The 16650-nt window shown below is 69.9% G+C and carries 17 protein-coding genes; 8 read left to right on the top strand and 9 right to left on the bottom strand.

Going from position 1 to position 16650, the window contains the following annotated elements:
- Positions 1-355 precede the first annotated feature (355 nt).
- From NNZ72_RS06645 to NNZ72_RS06655, 3 genes are all read left to right on the top strand, one after another.
- On the top strand, positions 356-724 hold the full coding sequence (locus NNZ72_RS06645) for an Hpt domain-containing protein (protein ID WP_257314333.1): 369 nt from the start codon (positions 356-358) through the stop codon (positions 722-724).
- Between the two features lie 150 nt (positions 725-874).
- Positions 875-1195, top strand: a complete 321-nt coding sequence (locus tag NNZ72_RS06650; RefSeq protein ID WP_257314335.1) for a 2Fe-2S iron-sulfur cluster-binding protein — start codon at positions 875-877, stop codon at positions 1193-1195.
- Positions 1196-1275: 80 nt separating this feature from the next.
- The gene (locus tag NNZ72_RS06655; RefSeq protein WP_257314337.1) at positions 1276-1947 is read left to right on the top strand and encodes an NAD(P)/FAD-dependent oxidoreductase; all 672 of its coding nucleotides are present in this window, start codon (positions 1276-1278) and stop codon (positions 1945-1947) included.
- A 324-nt stretch (positions 1948-2271) separates the two neighbouring features.
- On the opposite strand, the gene NNZ72_RS06660 is transcribed toward NNZ72_RS06655, so the two are convergent.
- Positions 2272-2892, bottom strand: coding sequence for a DUF922 domain-containing Zn-dependent protease (locus NNZ72_RS06660; RefSeq protein ID WP_371747730.1), 621 nt, complete (start codon positions 2890-2892; stop codon positions 2272-2274).
- Between the two features lie 107 nt (positions 2893-2999).
- Between NNZ72_RS06660 and folP the strand changes: the two genes are divergently transcribed.
- The 3 genes from folP to folK are packed head-to-tail and all read left to right on the top strand — an operon-like array spanning position 3000 to position 4765.
- Complete coding sequence (gene folP / locus NNZ72_RS06665; protein ID WP_257314339.1) at positions 3000-3863, top strand: dihydropteroate synthase; 864 nt, start codon at positions 3000-3002, stop codon at positions 3861-3863.
- Between the two features lie 19 nt (positions 3864-3882).
- Entirely contained in the window at positions 3883-4251 is a 369-nt protein-coding gene (folB, locus tag NNZ72_RS06670) for a dihydroneopterin aldolase (protein ID WP_257314340.1), read from the top strand.
- A complete protein-coding gene (gene folK / locus NNZ72_RS06675) occupies positions 4241-4765 on the top strand; it encodes a 2-amino-4-hydroxy-6-hydroxymethyldihydropteridine diphosphokinase (RefSeq protein WP_257314342.1) in 525 nt (174 codons plus the stop codon). Before folB ends, folK begins: the two co-directional genes overlap by 11 nt.
- Here the strand turns inward: folK and NNZ72_RS06680 are convergent.
- From NNZ72_RS06680 to NNZ72_RS06700, 5 genes are all read right to left on the bottom strand, one after another.
- Positions 4758-5318, bottom strand: coding sequence for a hypothetical protein (locus NNZ72_RS06680; RefSeq protein ID WP_257314343.1), 561 nt, complete (start codon positions 5316-5318; stop codon positions 4758-4760). The genes folK and NNZ72_RS06680 overlap by 8 nt on opposite strands.
- A 102-nt stretch (positions 5319-5420) precedes the next feature.
- A complete protein-coding gene (locus NNZ72_RS06685; RefSeq protein ID WP_257314345.1) occupies positions 5421-6473 on the bottom strand; it encodes a YcjF family protein in 1053 nt (350 codons plus the stop codon).
- Complete coding sequence (locus tag NNZ72_RS06690; RefSeq protein ID WP_257314347.1) at positions 6470-7933, bottom strand: YcjX family GTP-binding protein; 1464 nt, start codon at positions 7931-7933, stop codon at positions 6470-6472. The genes NNZ72_RS06685 and NNZ72_RS06690 overlap by 4 nt, the downstream gene beginning before the upstream one ends.
- 64 nt (positions 7934-7997) lie before the next feature.
- Positions 7998-8522 carry a SixA phosphatase family protein gene (locus tag NNZ72_RS06695; protein ID WP_257314349.1) on the bottom strand — a complete coding sequence of 175 codons (525 nt, stop codon included), beginning with the start codon at positions 8520-8522 and terminating at the stop codon, positions 7998-8000.
- A gap of 62 nt (positions 8523-8584) precedes the next feature.
- Positions 8585-10552, bottom strand: coding sequence for a putative bifunctional diguanylate cyclase/phosphodiesterase (locus NNZ72_RS06700; RefSeq protein ID WP_257314351.1), 1968 nt, complete (start codon positions 10550-10552; stop codon positions 8585-8587).
- 354 nt (positions 10553-10906) lie between these two features.
- Here NNZ72_RS06700 and dksA point away from each other — a divergent pair, with 354 nt between their 5' ends.
- The gene (dksA, locus tag NNZ72_RS06705) at positions 10907-11326 is read left to right on the top strand and encodes an RNA polymerase-binding protein DksA (RefSeq protein ID WP_257314352.1); all 420 of its coding nucleotides are present in this window, start codon (positions 10907-10909) and stop codon (positions 11324-11326) included.
- A 181-nt stretch (positions 11327-11507) separates the two neighbouring features.
- Here the strand turns inward: dksA and NNZ72_RS06710 are convergent, their stop codons facing one another.
- Entirely contained in the window at positions 11508-12512 is a 1005-nt protein-coding gene (locus tag NNZ72_RS06710) for a flagellar biosynthetic protein FliO (RefSeq protein WP_257314355.1), read from the bottom strand.
- A gap of 240 nt (positions 12513-12752) precedes the next feature.
- On the opposite strand from NNZ72_RS06710, the gene cckA reads away from it, so the two are divergent.
- Positions 12753-15356 (top strand): cell cycle histidine kinase CckA, encoded by a 2604-nt coding sequence (gene cckA / locus NNZ72_RS06715; protein WP_257314357.1) that lies wholly within the window; start codon positions 12753-12755, stop codon positions 15354-15356.
- A gap of 130 nt (positions 15357-15486) precedes the next feature.
- On the opposite strand, the gene mobB is transcribed toward cckA, so the two are convergent.
- Positions 15487-16014 (bottom strand): molybdopterin-guanine dinucleotide biosynthesis protein B, encoded by a 528-nt coding sequence (gene mobB, locus NNZ72_RS06720; RefSeq protein WP_257314359.1) that lies wholly within the window; start codon positions 16012-16014, stop codon positions 15487-15489.
- On the bottom strand, positions 16011-16646 hold the full coding sequence (gene mobA, locus NNZ72_RS06725; protein WP_257314360.1) for a molybdenum cofactor guanylyltransferase MobA: 636 nt from the start codon (positions 16644-16646) through the stop codon (positions 16011-16013). The genes mobB and mobA overlap by 4 nt, the downstream gene beginning before the upstream one ends.
- Positions 16647-16650 lie beyond the last annotated feature (4 nt).

Raw genomic sequence — 16650 nt, forward strand, 5'->3', positions numbered from 1 at the left:
AGCTGCAACCGGCGAGCGGAATATCTCCGGAAACGGCTTATCCACCGGGGAAACTCCCGGCCGTACCGTAGTGACACATTAGCCGGTATCACACAATTGATTGCGATCTCCCTTCCGGCGAAACTTAACAGGAAGTTAATGTCGGGCCTGCCGGTATCGTGATGGAATAGCTGCAAAAACGGCAATTTTTCAGCCGTTAACCATAGTTTGCGATTCATGCCCCGATTGCGCCGCCTTTTAAGCCGATAGGCGCCGGGCGCGGCGCAGACTGGCGCCCCGGCCGGCCTGCGGGCGCCGGGACAGGCGTGCGTCACAACGAAACAACGAAAACGGCCACAGGACAAGGAAGACGACGATGGCAGCGCTCAGTATCGCATTCGAGGCGCCGGACAATTCGGGCGGGCAGGGCAACGGCCCGGCACGGCCGATCGACCTCGTGCACCTCGCCCGCCAGACCATGGGCGACAAGATGCTCGAGCTGGAGGTGCTGCAGATGTTCGCGCGCCAGGCGCGGCAGGGCATGAAGGAACTGGCCCAGGCCGAGGGCGAGGCGCGCTCCGCCGTGGCGCACCGGCTGAAGGGCTCCGCCCGGTCCGTCGGCGCCGTCGCCGTCGCCCATGCGGCCGAGACGCTGGAAGCCGCGCCGGCCGACGCGGCGGCGCTGGCCGCCGTCGCCGCGGCGGTGGTCGAGGCGGAGAACTTCATCCTCGGCCTCTGCCGCTGAGCAGCGCGCCGGGACGGCGGCCGGGGGCGAGTTGACTGCGCGGGGCTTTTGTTGGAAGTAACCCGCAGGACCCGGCAGCCCGGCCTTTCCTCGGGCGCCGGCCGGTCATTCGCCCCTTGCCGGGCTGCCCACAGGAATCCGGACTATATCATGAGCAAACTCACCATCGTCGCCTTCGACGGCACGCGCCACGAGCTTGACGTCGCCAACGGCTCCACGGTCATGGAAAACGCCGTGCGCAACTCCGTGCCCGGCATCGAGGCCGAGTGCGGCGGCGCCTGTGCCTGCGCGACCTGTCACGTCTATGTCGACGACGCCTGGAGCGCGGCCGTCGGCCCGCCGGAGGCGATGGAGGAGGACATGCTCGACTTTGCCTACGACGTCCGCCCGACGTCGAGGCTCTCCTGTCAGATCAAGATGTCGGACGCGCTGGACGGGCTCGTGGTGCACGTGCCCGAGCGGCAGGCCTGACATCTTCGTTTGTTTTTTCGCAATTCGCGGCAGGCAGAACCGCTGCACGCTTTTGCTGGAATCGCCTTGAGGAGCGCGTGATGGAGGACGGCGACGCGGACGTGGTTCTGGTCGGCGCCGGCCCGGCGGCGCTCTTCGCCGTCTTCCAGCTCGGGCTCTACGGTCTGAAATGCCGCTTGGTCGACAGCCTCGACCGGGCGGGCGGCCAGTGCGCCGTGCTCTATCCCGACAAGCCGATCCACGACGTGCCGGGCTTTCCTTCGATCGACGGGCTGGCGCTGACGGCGCGCCTGCTCGAACAGATCGCCCCCTTCTCGCCGGCCTTCAGCTTCGGCCGCACGGTGCTCGCCGTCGCGCAGCGGCCGGACGGTCGCTTCGCGATCCCGCTCGACGGCGGCGGGACGCTCTCGGCGAGCGTCGTCGTCGTCGCGACGGGCCTCGGCCGGTTCGGCGCGGACGGCGCGCTGGAGGCGGGGCCGGCGGCGGACTGGCCGTTCGAGCGGGCGGGCGACGCCTTCCGCGTCGACGCCGAGACCTTCGAGACCTCGCAGCCGGGCGTCTTCGCCATCGGCGACGCCTGCCGCTATCCGGGCAAGCTGCGGCTCATCCTGTCCGGCTTCCACGAGGCGGCGCTGATGACGCAGGCGGTGCGGCGCATCTGCTTTCCGGGCGGCCGCACGGCGCTCGAATACACGACCTCGTCCTCCCGCCTCAAGAAGAGAATCGGCAAGGCGGCGGCACCGCAAGAATAGACGGACAAAAAAAGAGCCTCGCCGGTCGGTCAGGACGAGCGAGGCCAGGAGGGCGCATCGCAGGCAGGAGAGGGAGGAAACACCTGCTGCTTGAACGAGGACGCGCCAGGAGAACCTGTTACAAACCGTTTCATGCTGCTCCGGGAAGGAAAAACCGTCTTCCCGTTCATCGTTGGACTCAGAATATGACAATTCGCATGTCCGCGCCATCGCTAGAATTCGTGAGTAATTTTCTGGGTCCGGACGGCCCCGCGGCGGCGCCATCGGCGGATTCATTAACGAAACGGCAGGAAATACATGATCGCGCCCGCGGAAACGGCGCGGCTATTGCGTCCGGCTCTTCAGCCGGTGGGTGAGGAGCCGCATCATGCGCGCGTTGAAGTTCTTCGCCTCGACGCGGTCGAAACGGGCCTGGTCGGCGTCGTGGGCGGCGACGGCATCGGCCGTCGCCCGGTCGACGCGGGCCTGCATGCGCTCGCAGTCGGCCTCCGGCCGCAGCTTCGTCAGCGTGCGCTCGAGGCCGCGGGCGTGGTTGCGGGCGATCTCGGCATGGCGCTCCTCGTGGCGCTTGATGTCGGCGCTCAGCGTGTCCCAGATCAGGGCGAGCGAGGCGGGCGCGCGCTTGCGGTTCTTCCAGCGCGGCAGGATGATCTGGGTGGAGAGCGTCACCTTCGCCTCGCCGACGGCGCAGCCCTTGCCGCGCCGGACATAGGTGACGGAGCCGCCCCACTTGATCTTCGTGGCGCCCGGATGGCGCGCGCCGCTGTGCTTCATCAGCGGCCCGTGCTTGGCGAGCTCGGCGTCGAGCTCGGCGGCGGTGCGCCCGCCGACCGGGAAATAGGAGAAGGTCTTCGTCGTGATCGTCTCGGCCTGCGCCGGACAGGGAAGGGTTGCGGCAAGGGCGGCAAGGACGGCGAGGCGCATCACGGTCTTCATTCGGTCCAGCATTCCTTTCGCCGCCGCCGGTCGAACCGGCCGGTTGCACTCGCCCCAACCTTGGGGCATAGCCACGCCGAGCGCAACACCCTTTCCCGCCGCGGAGGATACCGCCGATGTTTTCCCCCTTCGACCCGTTCCGCTGGACGCTCGCCCACGGCCGCGACCTGGAGCTCGGGCCGCGCGGCATCCTGATGGCGATCGTCAACGTCACGCCGGACTCCTTTTCCGACGGCGGCCGCTTCGACAGCGCCGACCGGGCGGTGGCGCAGGCGATCCTCTGTCTGGAGGCGGGGGCGGAGATCGTCGACATCGGCGGGGAATCGACCCGGCCCGGGGCCACCCCCGTCAGCGCGGCGGAGGAGCAGGCGCGCATCCTGCCGGTGATCGAGGCGCTGGCGAAGACGACCGACGCGATCCTCTCCGTCGACACCTGGCGCGCCGAGACGGCGCGGCTCGCGGTTGCCGCCGGCGCGCATATCGTCAACGACGTGCACGGCCTGCAGCGCGAGCCGGACCTCGCCCGGGTCGCCGCCGAGACCGGCGCCGGGCTCTGCATCATGCATACCGGCCGCGACCGGCAGAAGCTTCCCGACGTGGTGGAGGACCACTATCTCTTCCTCGGCCGCTCGCTGGAGATCGCGCGTGCGGCGAGAGTGCCGGAGACGGCGATGGTGCTCGATCCCGGCTTCGGCTTCGCCAAGGACACGGAGGAGAACCTGGAGCTGATGGCGCGCTTCGGCGAGCTCTACGGCTTTTCGAAGCCCCTCGTCGCCGGCACGTCGCGCAAGCGCTTCGTCGGCGCGGTGACGGGCCGCGAGGCGGACGACCGCGACGTCGCCACCGCGGCGACGACGGCGCTCCTGCGCATGGCCGGCGCGGCGGTCTTCAGGGTGCACGATGTCGCAATCAACAGGGATGCGCTCGCCATGGCGGATGCTATGCTGGCCGCCGGGCGCAGGGCCCGCGCGTGCCATTGAGCGGAAACAGGACGGGACGATGACGACCACCTACACGATCTTGCTGAAGAACTGTGCCTTCTTCGCCCGGCACGGCCTGCACGACGCCGAGGAATTCCTGGGCCAGCGCTTCTTCGTCGACGCGGAGCTGGAGGTGAAGCCGCTGAAGCCGCTCACCGACGACGAGATCGATTCGACGGTCGACTACGGCATCGCCTTCCAGGAGATCGAGAAGATCGTCACCGGCCGCCGCCGCTATCTGATCGAGGCGCTGGCGCAGGAGATCGCGGCCGTCCTTTGCGCGCGCTTCCCGCAGATTTCGCGGGCGCGCATCACCGTGCGCAAGCCCAACGCGCCGGTCCCCGGCGTGCTCGACTACGTGCAGGTGACGGTCGACCATGTCGTCTGACGGCTTCCGCCGCGCCGCGCTCGGCCTCGGCGGCAATGTCGGCGATCCGGTCCGGGCGATGGCGGAGGCGCTGCGCGCGCTCGATGCGCGGGCCGACTGCCGCGTCGTCGCGGTCTCGCGCCTCTACCGCACGCCGCCCTGGGGCAAGACCGACCAGGACTGGTTCTTCAACGCCTGTGCCCTGGTCGACACCCGGCTTCGCCCCGAGGCGCTGCTCGACGCCTGCCTCGGCATCGAGAAGGCGATGAAGCGGGAACGCAGGGAGCGCTGGGGGCCGCGCACGATCGACATCGACGTGCTTGCCTACGAGGACGTGGAGCAGGCGGGCGGGCGGCTCGAGCTGCCGCATCCGCGCATGACCGGGCGCGGCTTCGTGCTGATGCCGCTCGCCGACATCGCGCCGGACCTCGTGGTCTCGGGGCGGACGGTCGAGGACTGGCTCGGGGCGGCGGACGTCGCGGGCATCGAGCCGGCGGGCGCCGGCCCGGACTGGTGGCGGGAAGGTCTTACTTGATCGCGCCGACGGCGGCGGTGTCCATGTCGCGGTTGAGCGACATGCCGATCACCGGGACCATGCGGTTTTCGACCTTCACCGAGATGGTGATGTTCATCGTGTTCTCGCCTTCGAGGCGGGCGATCATCGCGCCGTTCAGCTTCTGGCGGTTGATGCCGACGACGACCTTGTTGCCGGAGACCTGGCCGTGCGTGATGTCGAGGCCCTTGCCGGCGGCGCCGTCGAGGAACTTGCCCTTGTAGCCGCTGCCGGCCTGGGTGATCAGCGCCGACATCGGCTGCTTGAAGACGCCGACGCGGCAGAAGCCGTCGAGCTTGATGCCGGCCGCCTTGGCCTCCGGCGTGTCGCCGGTCAGGTTGCAGTTGAACTTGGTGCCCTTGTACTTGCCGGCGACGATCTCGCCGCGCCCCTGCCAGACGCCGGCGACCTGCTGGAAGAAGGCCTTGTCGCCGGCCTTCCTGGACGCGGGGCCGGCGGACGCGGGGCCGGCAAAGGCGGCGGCGAGGAGGGCCGCTGCGGAAACGCGGACGATCAAAGAGGTGCGCGGATACATGAACGTTCCTTGATGGCTTCGGCCGAGGGCCTGCTTGGTTGCAAGCAGGTTTGCGCGAAAATGGTTAATGGACGGTTTCCGGAACGCTGCAATCCCGGTGATTCACGTCTCTTCGCGGCGGCCGGCGCCCGGAGAAAGGTCGCCGATGAAGTCGCCGATGCCGGGCCGGCGCAGCGCCCGGAAGGGCATGGGCCGGCAGAGGTCCATCGCGGCGATGCCGATCCGCGCCGTCATCAGCCCGTTGACGACGCCCTCGCCGAGGCGGGCGGAGAGTTTTGAGGCGAGCCCGTGGCCGAGCACCTGCTGCACCAGCCCGTCGCCCATCGCGATGGAGCCGGTGACGGCGAGATGGGCGATTACGTCGCGCATCAGCCGCAGCATGCCGATGCGGCCGGGCCGTCCGCCGTAGAGCTCGGCGACGGCGCGGATCATCCGGCTGCTCTCGTAGACGACGTAGCCGATGTCGACCAGCGCGCGGGGGCTGACCGCCGTGACGATGGAGACGCGCTTGGCGGACCCCAGGATCAGCGCGCGCGCCTCGCGGTCGAGCGGCGCCATCAGCTCGCGTTCGGCAAGCGCGATCAGGTGGGCGGCGTCGATGATCTCGCCCTCGGTCTCCTTGAGCCGCGCGCGGCCGCGCGCCGTCTGCGGCCGGAGGGCGACGAGGTGGACGAGCCGGGCGACGATGGCGCGGCCGGCGGCGGGCACGGGCGAGAGCGCCGCCTCGGCGACGTCATGCTTCAAGTCCTGCACGGCGGCGAGGCGGCGAAGCCCGATCATTTCCCGCAGCACGATGGCGAGGAGCGCCAGGACGGCGATCGCCGCGGCCGCCATCGCCAGGTAGCCGAGCCAGTCGGCGCGGGAAAACAGGTCGCGGATCAGCGCGTCGACCCAGAGGCCGAGAGCGAGCGAGACGAGGAGGCCGAGCGCGCCCATGGCGATGCGGCCGAGGGTGAGGCGGCGCGGGCGCGGGGCGGCGACGGGCGGCGTGAGCTCCGGCAGATCGGCGGTGGTGGCGATGAACGGGTCCTCGGCGTCCGGCGTCAGCGTCACGGCGCCGTCGAAGGCGGCGGGCCTGCGCGGCGTCTTCGGCGGCTGCGGCGCGGCGTCGGCGGGGAGCGGGAAGGCGGCGGGCCTGCGCGGGCGGTCGTTCATGCGAGCCGGTCTCCGATCAGATATTGCAGCGCGCGGTCGAGGCGGATGTGCGGGACGGAAAGCTTCAGCCCGCCGCCCGTCTCCTCGATATGCGGCGGGCGGAAGCGCACGAAGTTGAGGGTGTGGCGGGAATCCGATTCAGGATCCTCGAAAAGCGAATCCGGATCCTCCGGCAAGTCCCCGGGAAATATGGCGGTTTTCCGTTCGCCGTCGAAGGTCTCGCCGTCGATCGTCTCGCCGGCCATCGGCGTGCCGACGATCACCGGCAGATCGTGACCGTCGTGCTTCACGGTCGCCTCGCGTGTGGCGCGCACGGAGGCGAGCGCCATCACCTCGATGCCGGCGCCGGAAAGGCCGATGCGCTCGATCGCGCGCTCCACCAGCCGGCGCGTGACGGCCTCGAGGCGCGGGTGGCTCTCGTGGTGCAGGTGGTCGGCCTTGGTGGCGGCGATGACGACGCGGTCGATGCGGCGCGTGACGAGCGAGGAGAGGAAGCCGTTGGTACCGGAGCGGAAGCAGGCGAGCACGTCGCCGAGCGCGCGTTCCAGGTCGCGCACGGCCTCCGGGCCGCGGTTGATCGCCTGCAGCGCGTCGATCAGCACGATCTGCCGGTCGAGGCGGGCGAAGTGCTCGCGGAAGAAGGGGCGCACCACGTGGGTCTTGTAGGCCTCGTAGCGGCGCTCCATCATCGCGGCGAGCGAGCCCTTTTCCAGCCGCCCCTCGGGCAGGCCGGGGAGCGGCGCGAAGGTCAGCGCCGGCGAGCCTTCGAGGTCGCCCGGCATCAGGAAGCGGCCGGGCGGGAGCGTCGAGAGCGAGCGCTCGTCAGCCTTGCAGGCGCGCAGATAGGCGGTGAAGGCCTCCGAAAGGGAGCGCGCCGTCGCCTCCTGCGCGTCCGCCGCCGGATCGACGGTGGCCGACAGCGCCAGCCAGTCGCGCGCGAGCTCGGCGCGGATGCCGGAGCGCGCCAGCGCGACCGTCGTCTCGCTGAAGGCGCGGAAATCCTGGGAGAGGAGCGGCAGGTCGAGCAGCCATTCGCCGGGATAGTCGACGATGTCGATGGAAAGCCGGCCCGGCGAGAACAGCCGGCCCCAGCCGCTCGCGCTCTCGTAGTCGAGGGTGATGCGCAGCTGCGAGATCGCCCGCGTCGACTCCGGCCAGACCCGGTCGGCGACGAGCGCGCGGATATGGTCCTCGTACTGGAAGCGCGGCACGGCGTCGTCCGGCTGCGGCTCCAGCCTGATCTTCGAGACGCGGCCGGAGCGGACGGCCTCGAACAGCGGCAGGCGGCCGCCGTTCAGGAGATTGTGGACGAGCGAGGAGATGAACACCGTCTTGCCGGCGCGCGAGAGGCCGGTGACGCCGAGGCGGACCGACGGGTTGACGAGGCCCGCGGCACGGCCGGCGAGCGTGTCGAGCGCGAGCAGCGCTTCGTCGGTGAGGGTGGTCAGGCTAGGCGGCACGATCTCTTTCCAGCATCGGGGGCGATATAGGGAGCGGATGCGGCCGGGAAAAGAGGTGGCGGCCTCAGGCGGCCGGCCGCGGCGTGACGAAGCCGGCGAGGCAGGCGACGCCCTGGCGCTCCTCGGTCGGCCGGTCGTCGAAGTCGAGGATGGCGAGCCCCGCCGTCGGATAGCCGAAGGGGGCGGCGGTCTCGGCGATCTCCTTGCCGACGAGGCGGTGGAAGAATTCCTCGATCATCGGGTTGTGGCCGACGATCATCACCGAGGTCTCGGGGCGGGCCGCGAAGGCGATCTCGGCATAGGTGTCGACGCCGCCGGAATAGAGCGAATCGGCATAGTCGATATCGAGCTCCTCGCTGATCGTGCGGCGGAAGGGCTCGGCCGTCTGCCGGCAGCGCGCGGCGGTCGACGAGATGACGAGGCCCGGCCGGTAGCCCTGGTCGGCGGCCTCCTCCGCGATCACCTCGGCCTCGGCGAAACCCTCGTCGTCGAGCACGCGCTCGAAATCGGTCTGGCCGGGGGAGGCCCAGGCGGCGCGCGCGTGGCGCAGCAGATAGAGGCGGAATGCCGGAATGCCGAGAGATGCCAAATCGATCCTCCCCTGGGGCGCTGCGCGTCTGCCGATCTTCTTGTCTTCCCCGCGCGCAAAGATCAACCGGTTTTGCGCGCTGCTTTCGTCGCATCCGCCGGCAGGCTATGGCGGGAAAGCGTCTCCTCCAGCGTCTGCGGCCGTGCGAAATAGTAACCCTGCATCATGCGGCAGCCGAGGCGGCGCAGCGCCAGCACCTGCTCGTGCGTCTCCATGCCCTCCACCACGCAGACGCAGCCGACGTTGCGGGAAAGGTCGACGATGGTGCGCACGATGCTGCGGGAAAGCTCGTTGGTGGCGATGTCGACGATGAAGCTGCGGTCGATCTTGATCTTGGTGAGCGGCAGCTTGTGCACGTAGTTGAGGCTCGAATGGCCGGTGCCGAAGTCGTCGAGCGCGATGCCGATGCCGCGCGCCTTGAAGCGCATGAGGTTCTCGCGGGCCAGCTCGAAATTGCGCATGACGGCGGTCTCCGTCACCTCGATGTCGAGGCGGGCGGGGTCGACGCCGCTCTCGGCGATGATGTCGAGGAGGCCGTCCACCGTGCGGTTGGAGACGATGTCGCGCGTCGACAGGTTGATCGACAGGCGCACGTCGTCCGGCCAGGCATGGGCGGCCGCGAGCGCCTTGCGCATCAGCACCTCCGTCAGCCGGCCGATCAGGCCGGAACGCTCGGCCGCGCGGATGAAGGCGCCCGGCGGCACCGCGCCGACCAGCGGGCTTTCCCAGCGGGCGAGCGCCTCGTAGCCGGAGACGCGGCCGGTATCGGCGTCGACCTGCGGCTGGAACACCAGCGACATCTCCGCCTCCAGGTCGGCGGCGCGCAGCGCCTGCTGGATGCGGCCCTGCTCGTTGATCTCCGCCTCGTGCTCGGCGGAGAAGACGACGGTCGTGCCGCGGAAGTTCTGCTTGGCGAGGTAGAGCGCGAAGTCGGCGCGGTCGAACAGGCGGTCGGCGGTCGTGCCGGCCTCGCCGAGGATCGACACGCCGAGCGAGCCGGAGATGCGCGCCGTGAGCCCATTTAAGATATAGGGCTCGGCAAGCACGAGGCAGATCTCCTCGCCGAGCGCGCGCAGCCGCTCGGGGCAGCCGCAGCCGAGGATGATCAGGCCGAACTCGTCGCCGCCGAGGCGGGCAGGGAAGATGCCGCGGCCGGAGAAGGCCGAGAGCCGTTCGCCGACCTCCATCAGCAGCCTGTCGCCGACGCCGTGGCCGAAGGTGTCGTTGACCGGCTTGAAGCCGTCGAGGTCGACGAGGCCGAGCGCCACGGCGGTGCCGTCGGCCTCCGCCTCGGCGAGGCGCCGCTCCAGCTCGGTGCGGAACTGCCGGCGGTTCGGCAGGTTCGTCAGGCTGTCCAGGTTGGCGAGGCGGTGGTTCTCGTCGCTGAGCCGCTGGGTCTCCGCCTGGCGCGCCGTCAGCTCCTTCTGCGAGCGGATGAGCGCCTCGAAGTCGCGGTAGTAGGTGAAGAGGATGAACACCATGGCGACCGCGACCAGCGCGACGTTGAGGGCGAGCGCGATGAAGACCGGATTGCCGGTGGCGCTGAAGAAGACGGTGAAGGGGACGAGCACGATCGCCGTCAGCATGAGGGCCGCCGCGCGCAGGTGCATCAGGCAGAAGATGCAGCCGATCACCGTGTTGGCGACGTAGAAGGCGACATGCGCGCGCTGCAGCGCGTCGCCATAGGGATAGAGGCTGATCGACCAGGCGAAGAACACCGCGCCGAGCACGACGGTCAGGCGCTGCGTCGCGCGCAGCTTGGCGACGGCCTGCCCGTGCCTGTGCAGGCGGTTGCGGCTGAGCCGCCAGTTGACGAGCCTGAGCACGCAGACCGCGTAGAGGATGCCGGGAACGCCGAGCGTCAGCAGGGCGGGCGCCGTGTCGAAATGCGTGGCCGTGAGCGCGACCGTGTTCGTCACGAGGATGAAATAGAGCAGGGGAACCTGCTTCGTGAAGGCGGCAAGCTGCGCCTGGACGAGCTCCGGATTGTCGGATTCGATCGATAGGATGCTTTTCAGACTGCCAAACATCAAGACGTGCCCCTGACCCCGGGTCAACAAAACACGATTTGCTGAAATAAATCTGAATCGGCGCCGGCGGCTGCAACAATGTGCGCATCCGGGCCGTTTCCCCCGAGGCCGGATCTGCCCGCTTTCGCGGCAGCGGCGGGGACGGGAGAAAAGCCCGGGCGCCCGCCGCGCGCCGCTTCGGCGGGCCCGTCCGGGCGGTCTTCGCCATCCCGTTGTAATCCTGATGAAATATTAGTCTGACAAAGGTCAGGAAAGCGGCATCGGCAAAAACCGCCGGCATGCCGCGGAAGGCTTGAATCGGGTTTTCCGTGGGGATATACAGCGCCCCTTGAGATGTTCTTCAGGAGAATCGCGTTGAGTGAGAAGATCGATCTTAGTACTTTCGTCCTCGACGAGGGCGAGGAGTTCATGAACGCCAACCAGCGGGCTTATTTTCGAGCGAAGCTGAACGCCTGGAAAGAGGATATCCTGCGGGAAGCGCGCGAAACCCTTGACCACCTGGCGGAAGAAAGCGCCAACCATCCGGACCTCGCGGACCGGGCCTCCTCCGAGACGGATCGTGCCATCGAGCTTCGGGCGCGGGATCGCCAGCGCAAGCTGATCGCCAAGATCGATGCCGCGCTCCAGCGCCTCGACGAGGGGACCTACGGCTACTGCGAGGAGACCGGCGAGCCGATCGGCCTCAAGCGTCTCGACGCCCGGCCGATCGCCACGCTTTCGATCGAGGCGCAGGAGCGCCACGAACGCCGGGAAAAGGTCTATCGCGACGAGTGACGACGCCGGTGCGGGCGAGGAGGTCCGCATCCGCCGGAAATGACCGCGGACGGTCCGCTGCCGAGTGATCGGGGCGGCCGCGGGAAAGGAGCGGGCCGGCACAGGACCCGCGCCCTGAAAAAAAGCCGCTCGGCCCCGGCCGGACGGCTTTTTTCTTGCCGGGATTCAGGGAACGGGCGCGTCAGCCCTTGCGGTTGGCGGCGATCTCGCCGAGCAGGCGGGCCATTTCCGCCTCCGCCTCCTCGCGGGTCTTCGTGGCCGGCTGGCCGGTCGCCGTCAGCGGCACGGCCTGGCCGGCGGTCTGTACGGCCTGCGGTGCCGCGCGCACCGTGCCGGTCGCCGCCGCGCTCGTCATCTCGGCCTCCAGGAGCTTCTCGAACTCGCTGACGACGGCCGGATTGTCTGCCGCGTTCGCGGCGGGGCGCGCCGCCGGCACGGGGTTCGCCGGCCGCTGGGCGGCCGCGGCGGGATTGGCCTGGCTGAGATTGGCCTGAGCGAGATTGGCCTGAGCGAGATTGGCCTGGGGCGTCGCCAGCACGCGCTGGCGCGCCTGGTCGAGCATCGCTTCCGCGCGGCGCTCGGGCATGCGCTGCGGCGTCTCGGCGACCGGGCGGACCGCCTCGGCCTGGCGGACCGCCTCGGTCTGGCGGATGGTGGCGGCGGGCTGTGCGGCGCCGCGCATCGCGGTCGCGCGCGCCGCGGCGTCGTCCTCGGCGGCATAGAGCACCTTGCCCATGGCCGACACGCCGTCCGGCGTCGCCGCCGGGCGGCGCTCGGCCGCGACCGCTGCCGCCGCGCTGCGGGCGGCGGCGGGCGTCTCCTCGGCCCTCGCCGCGACGGGCTCGGCCCGGGCGACGGGCTCGGCCTTCGCGGCGGCCTGCGGCGCCTCGGCCGCCTGGGCGCCGACGATGCGGCTCTCGATGACGATGTCGGTCGGCCCGCCGATCATCACCAGGTGCTCGACGTCGTCGCGGCGCACCAGCACCAGCCGGCGCCGGGTGTCGATCGCCGCCGCGTCGAGCACGGCAAGCCGCGGCGTGCGGTTGCGCCCGCCGCGGATGAAGGGGGAGGAGGGGCGGCCGCGCACGATCCACAGCACGAGCGCGAGGCAGGCGAGGCCGAGCAGGACGACGATCGCCGCGACGATGAACTTCGTGCCGTTTTCTGCAAGAATGTCTTCGAACATGGGCGGTCACTCCTTTTCGGCACGATGGGGGCATTTGACGGCTTTTTTCGGGCTGGTACAAGGCTGGCGGGCCGGTTGTCCAGCGGCGATTTCGACCGCTGGCGGGCCGGCCCGCGCGGGCGCGGGAATATTCCCTGTGAATTCGCGGTCTTGCTTCCCCTCGGCGGCTTTTTGCGCTTCCCTCGGGCGGATAAACATGATTCTGGGTCCTGCGAGCGGACTCTTGCGCACGAGGGATCGATGTCGAACATCAGGCGGCCAGGCGAGGATTACCTGCCGATCGTGGACCGGGGCGTCCGCTCGGCGGTGGTGCTCCGCGTCGTGCTGCTCGCCCTCGTGCTGGCGGCCTCGGCCGCCGCCTTCATCGTCTTCAAGAACCAGCTCGACAACGAGCTGGTCCTCGGCGTCCTCGGCGTGCTCGCCATGGCGGGCATCTTCTTCGTCGTCTCGGCGCTGATCGGCTTCGTCGAGTTCATGCCGCAGGCGGCGCGCTCGGACGAGCTTTCCCGCGCCTTCCTCGATTCCCACCCGGACGGCACGCTGATCACCGACCGCAAGGGCCGCATCGTCTATGCCAACGCCGCCTACGGCGCGCTGACCGGGGCGGCCGGCGAGGCGGAGGTGCAGACGCTGGAGACGCTGCTGTCGCGCAACCGCGATTCGACGGAGGCCGTCTACCGGCTGACGAACGGGCTGCACGAGGGCAAGGAGGGGGCGGAGGAGTTCCGCCTGATGAAGCCGCTCAACCCGGGCGCCGGCGGCCCCGCCGGCGCGCACTGGTACCGTCTCAAGGCGCGCGTGCTGCCGGGCGGGCAGAAGGGCCTGCCGCTCTATATCTGGCAGATCTCCGACATCACATCGGAACGCGACGACCAGGAGCGCTTCTTCAAGGAGTTGCAGAACGCCATCGACTATCTCGACCACGCCCCGGCCGGTTTCTTCTCCGCCGGCCGCAAGGGCGAGATCGTCTATCTCAACGCCACGCTCGCCGAATGGCTCGGCCTCGACCTCACCAAGTTCCATCCCGGCGCGATGACGATCGCCGACCTCGTCGCCGGCGAGGGGCTGGCGCTCATCCAGTCGGTGCAGGCCGAGCCCGGGCTGATGAAGACCGGCACGCTCGACCTCGACCTGCGCAGGGCGAACGGCCAGAGCCTGCCCGTCCGCCTCGTCCACCGCGTCTCCTCCATGCGCGACGGGGCGCCGGGCGAGAGCCGGACGATCGTGCTCGCACGCGAGGGGCGGGGCGAGAACGATCCGTCCGCCTCCGTCGCCTCGATGCGCTTCACGCGCTTCTTCAACAACACGCCGATGGCGATCGCCTCCGTCGACGGCGACGGCCGCATCCTCAGCACCAACGCGCCGTTCCTGAAGCTCTTCTCCGGCGTCGTCACGCGCGACGACATCGACCGCGGCGTCCGGCTCGAGACCATCGTGCACGCCGCCGACCGCGGCCGCCTCCAGGCGGCGCTCGAGGCGGCGCGCGACCGGCAGGGCGACATCGCGCCGATCGATTCGCTGCATCCGGCCGACGACGGCCGGCATTTCCGCTTCTACGTCAACGCCGTGATCGACCAGAGCGAGGAGGCGCCGGAGGAGGCGGCCATCGTCTACGCCGTCGAGATCACCGAGCAGAAGGCGCTCGAGACGCAGATGGCGCAGACGCAGAAGATGAACGCGGTCGGCACGCTCGCCGGCGGCATCGCCCACGACTTCAACAACGTGCTGACGGCGATCCTGCTCTCCTCCGACCACCTGCTGCTCTCGGCGCGCCCCTCGGACGCGAGCTTCGCCGACCTGATGGAGATCAAGCGCAACGCCAACCGCGCCGCCGTGCTGGTGCGCCAGCTCCTCGCCTTCTCGCGCAAGCAGACGATGCGCCCGACCGTGCTCAACCTCACCGACGTCATCGGCGACCTGCGCATGCTGGTCGACCGCATGACCGGCACCAATGTCAGGATCGACGTCGAGTACGGCCGCGACCTCTGGCCGGTGAAGACGGATCTCGGCCAGTTCGAGCAGGTGCTGATCAACCTCGCCGTCAACGCGCGCGACGCGATGCCGGAGGGCGGCACCATCACCTTCCGCACCCGCAACGTGCCGGCCGGGGAGGCGGCTGCCCGCAACCTGCGCGACCTGCCGGCGGGCGACTATGTCGAGGTCGAGGTGGCCGACGAGGGCACCGGCATTCCGCCGGAGATCATCGACAAGATCTTCGAGCCCTTCTTCACCACCAAGGAGGTCGGCAAGGGCACCGGCCTCGGCCTGTCGATGGTCTACGGCATCGTCCGGCAGTCGGGCGGCTACATCTATCTCGATTCCGAGGTCGGCAAGGGCACGACCTTCCGCATCCTCATGCCGCGCCACATCGAGGAGGCGGCACCGGCGGAGGTCGAGGCGGGCGCCGGCGGCGGGCAGCAACCGGCGGCAGCCGCCGCGCAGGCGGCGGAGAAGGAACCGCGCGACCTCACCGGCGGCTCGGCGGTCGTCCTGCTCGTCGAGGACGAGGAGGCGGTGCGGCGCGGCGGCAAGCGCATGCTGGAGACGCGCGGCTACACCGTCCACGAGGCGGGCTCCGGCGTCGAGGCGCTCGACATCATGGAGGAGCTCGGCGGCGCGGTCGACATCGTCGTCTCCGACGTGGTGATGCCGGAGATGGACGGGCCGTCGCTGCTGCGCGAGCTGCGCAAGTCCTATCCGGACCTCAAGTTCATCTTCGTCTCCGGCTATGCCGAGGACGCCTTCGCCCGCAATCTGCCGGCCGACGCCAAGTTCGGCTTCCTGCCGAAGCCGTTCTCGCTGAAGCAGCTGGCGGAAGCGGTGCGGGAAATGCTGGATTCGTAGGGCTTGCGGTAGCCCCTCATCCGGCTGCCGCCACCTTCTCCCCGCAGGCGGGGAGAAGGGGAAAACGGCGCGCCCATCGTTCCTCGCCCCGCTTGCGGGGAGAGGATGCCGGCAGGCAGGTGAGGGGCACCTATCGATTCTCCGTCAACCTATCCAACCCCGTCACCCTCACCACGAAGTCGGCGACGGCGGTCGTGTCGTCGAGGCCGAAGACGGGAAGCGCGGTGTCGGGAACCGGGTGGTCGGCGGCGATCGCCACGATGTGCGGATCCTCGGGGGCGAGCGGCGTGCGCTTTGCCGCCTCCAGCCGGCGCGCCTCGATCTTCGGGATCGGCTCGCGCTTGTAGCCCTCGATCAGCACGAGGTCGCAGGGGGCGAGCCGGGCGAGGATCTCCTCGAAGGAGGGCTCGGGCGCGCCGCGCAGCTCGTGCATGACGGCGTAGCGCGTGCCGGAGACGATCGCCACCTCGTGGGCGCCGGCCTGGCGGTGGCGGAAGCTGTCGGCGCCGACCTTGTCGATGTCGAAGTCGTGATGGGCGTGCTTGACGGTCGACACCCGGTAGCCGCGCGCGGTGAGCTCGGCGACGAGGCGCACCGCAAGCCCGGTCTTGCCGGAGTTCTTCCAGCCGGCGATGCCGAAGATCTTCGCGCGCGTCATCGTTCCAGCACCCAGAGCCAGTTCTCCGCCGCGTCGAGGTCGGCCGGCGTGTTGATGTTGAAGAAGGGATCGAAGCTGCCGCGCGCGGTCTCCACCGGCGGGAAGGTGACCTCGCGGGCCTGGTGGCGCTCCAGGTAGCTGCGCACGCGCAGCGCCCCGCCGCCGGCGAGCCAGGCCGCGAGGTCCCCGGCGAGCGCGACCGGCCAGAGCGCGAAGACCGGGTGCAGCCCGGCCTCCGAGCGGGCGACGGCGATGCGCTCGGGGCCGTCGACCGCGCGGGCGAGCCGCGCCACCAGGTCCTCCGGGAAGAAGGGGCTGTCGGTCGGCACCGTCGCGACATGGCTCGCCTCGGGCTGCGTGCGCCGCGTATGGTCGAGGGCGGCGAGCACGCCGCTGAGCGGACCGGCGCGGGCGGCGTCGAGATCGGCAAAGACCGGCAGTTCCTCGCCCTCGCCGAAGAGCACCGGGCCGTTGGCGTTGACGGCGAGCGTCGAGACCTGCGGGCGCAGCCGCCGCGCGGCCCGGTCGAGGAGGGATGCGCCGCCGAGCCGGATGCGCGCCTTGTCCTGCCCCATGCGGGAGGAAAGGCCGCCCGCCAGGATCACGCCGGGTATCGCCGCCGCCAGTGCCATCTCT

The sequence above is a fragment of the Shinella pollutisoli genome (assembly GCF_024609765.1).
In the GTDB taxonomy this organism is placed as follows: domain Bacteria; phylum Pseudomonadota; class Alphaproteobacteria; order Rhizobiales; family Rhizobiaceae; genus Shinella; species Shinella pollutisoli.

What these genes read in the sequence shown, in the direction of transcription:
- mobB (WP_257314359.1), bottom strand. Translation starts at nt 16,014, where the DNA reads ATGACGCGCGCGAAGATCTTCGGCATCGCCGGCTGGAAGAACTCCGGC.
- mobA (WP_257314360.1), bottom strand. Translation starts at nt 16,646, where the DNA reads ATGGCACTGGCGGCGGCGATACCCGGCGTGATCCTGGCGGGCGGCCTT.
- NNZ72_RS06655 (WP_257314337.1), top strand. Translation starts at nt 1,276, where the DNA reads ATGGAGGACGGCGACGCGGACGTGGTTCTGGTCGGCGCCGGCCCGGCG.
- folK (WP_257314342.1), top strand. Translation starts at nt 4,241, where the DNA reads ATGTCGTCTGACGGCTTCCGCCGCGCCGCGCTCGGCCTCGGCGGCAAT.
- NNZ72_RS06710 (WP_257314355.1), bottom strand. Translation starts at nt 12,512, where the DNA reads ATGTTCGAAGACATTCTTGCAGAAAACGGCACGAAGTTCATCGTCGCG.
- NNZ72_RS06650 (WP_257314335.1), top strand. Translation starts at nt 875, where the DNA reads ATGAGCAAACTCACCATCGTCGCCTTCGACGGCACGCGCCACGAGCTT.
- NNZ72_RS06680 (WP_257314343.1), bottom strand. Translation starts at nt 5,318, where the DNA reads ATGTATCCGCGCACCTCTTTGATCGTCCGCGTTTCCGCAGCGGCCCTC.
- NNZ72_RS06700 (WP_257314351.1), bottom strand. Translation starts at nt 10,552, where the DNA reads ATGTTTGGCAGTCTGAAAAGCATCCTATCGATCGAATCCGACAATCCG.
- NNZ72_RS06645 (WP_257314333.1), top strand. Translation starts at nt 356, where the DNA reads ATGGCAGCGCTCAGTATCGCATTCGAGGCGCCGGACAATTCGGGCGGG.
- cckA (WP_257314357.1), top strand. Translation starts at nt 12,753, where the DNA reads ATGTCGAACATCAGGCGGCCAGGCGAGGATTACCTGCCGATCGTGGAC.
- NNZ72_RS06685 (WP_257314345.1), bottom strand. Translation starts at nt 6,473, where the DNA reads ATGAACGACCGCCCGCGCAGGCCCGCCGCCTTCCCGCTCCCCGCCGAC.
- folP (WP_257314339.1), top strand. Translation starts at nt 3,000, where the DNA reads ATGTTTTCCCCCTTCGACCCGTTCCGCTGGACGCTCGCCCACGGCCGC.
- folB (WP_257314340.1), top strand. Translation starts at nt 3,883, where the DNA reads ATGACGACCACCTACACGATCTTGCTGAAGAACTGTGCCTTCTTCGCC.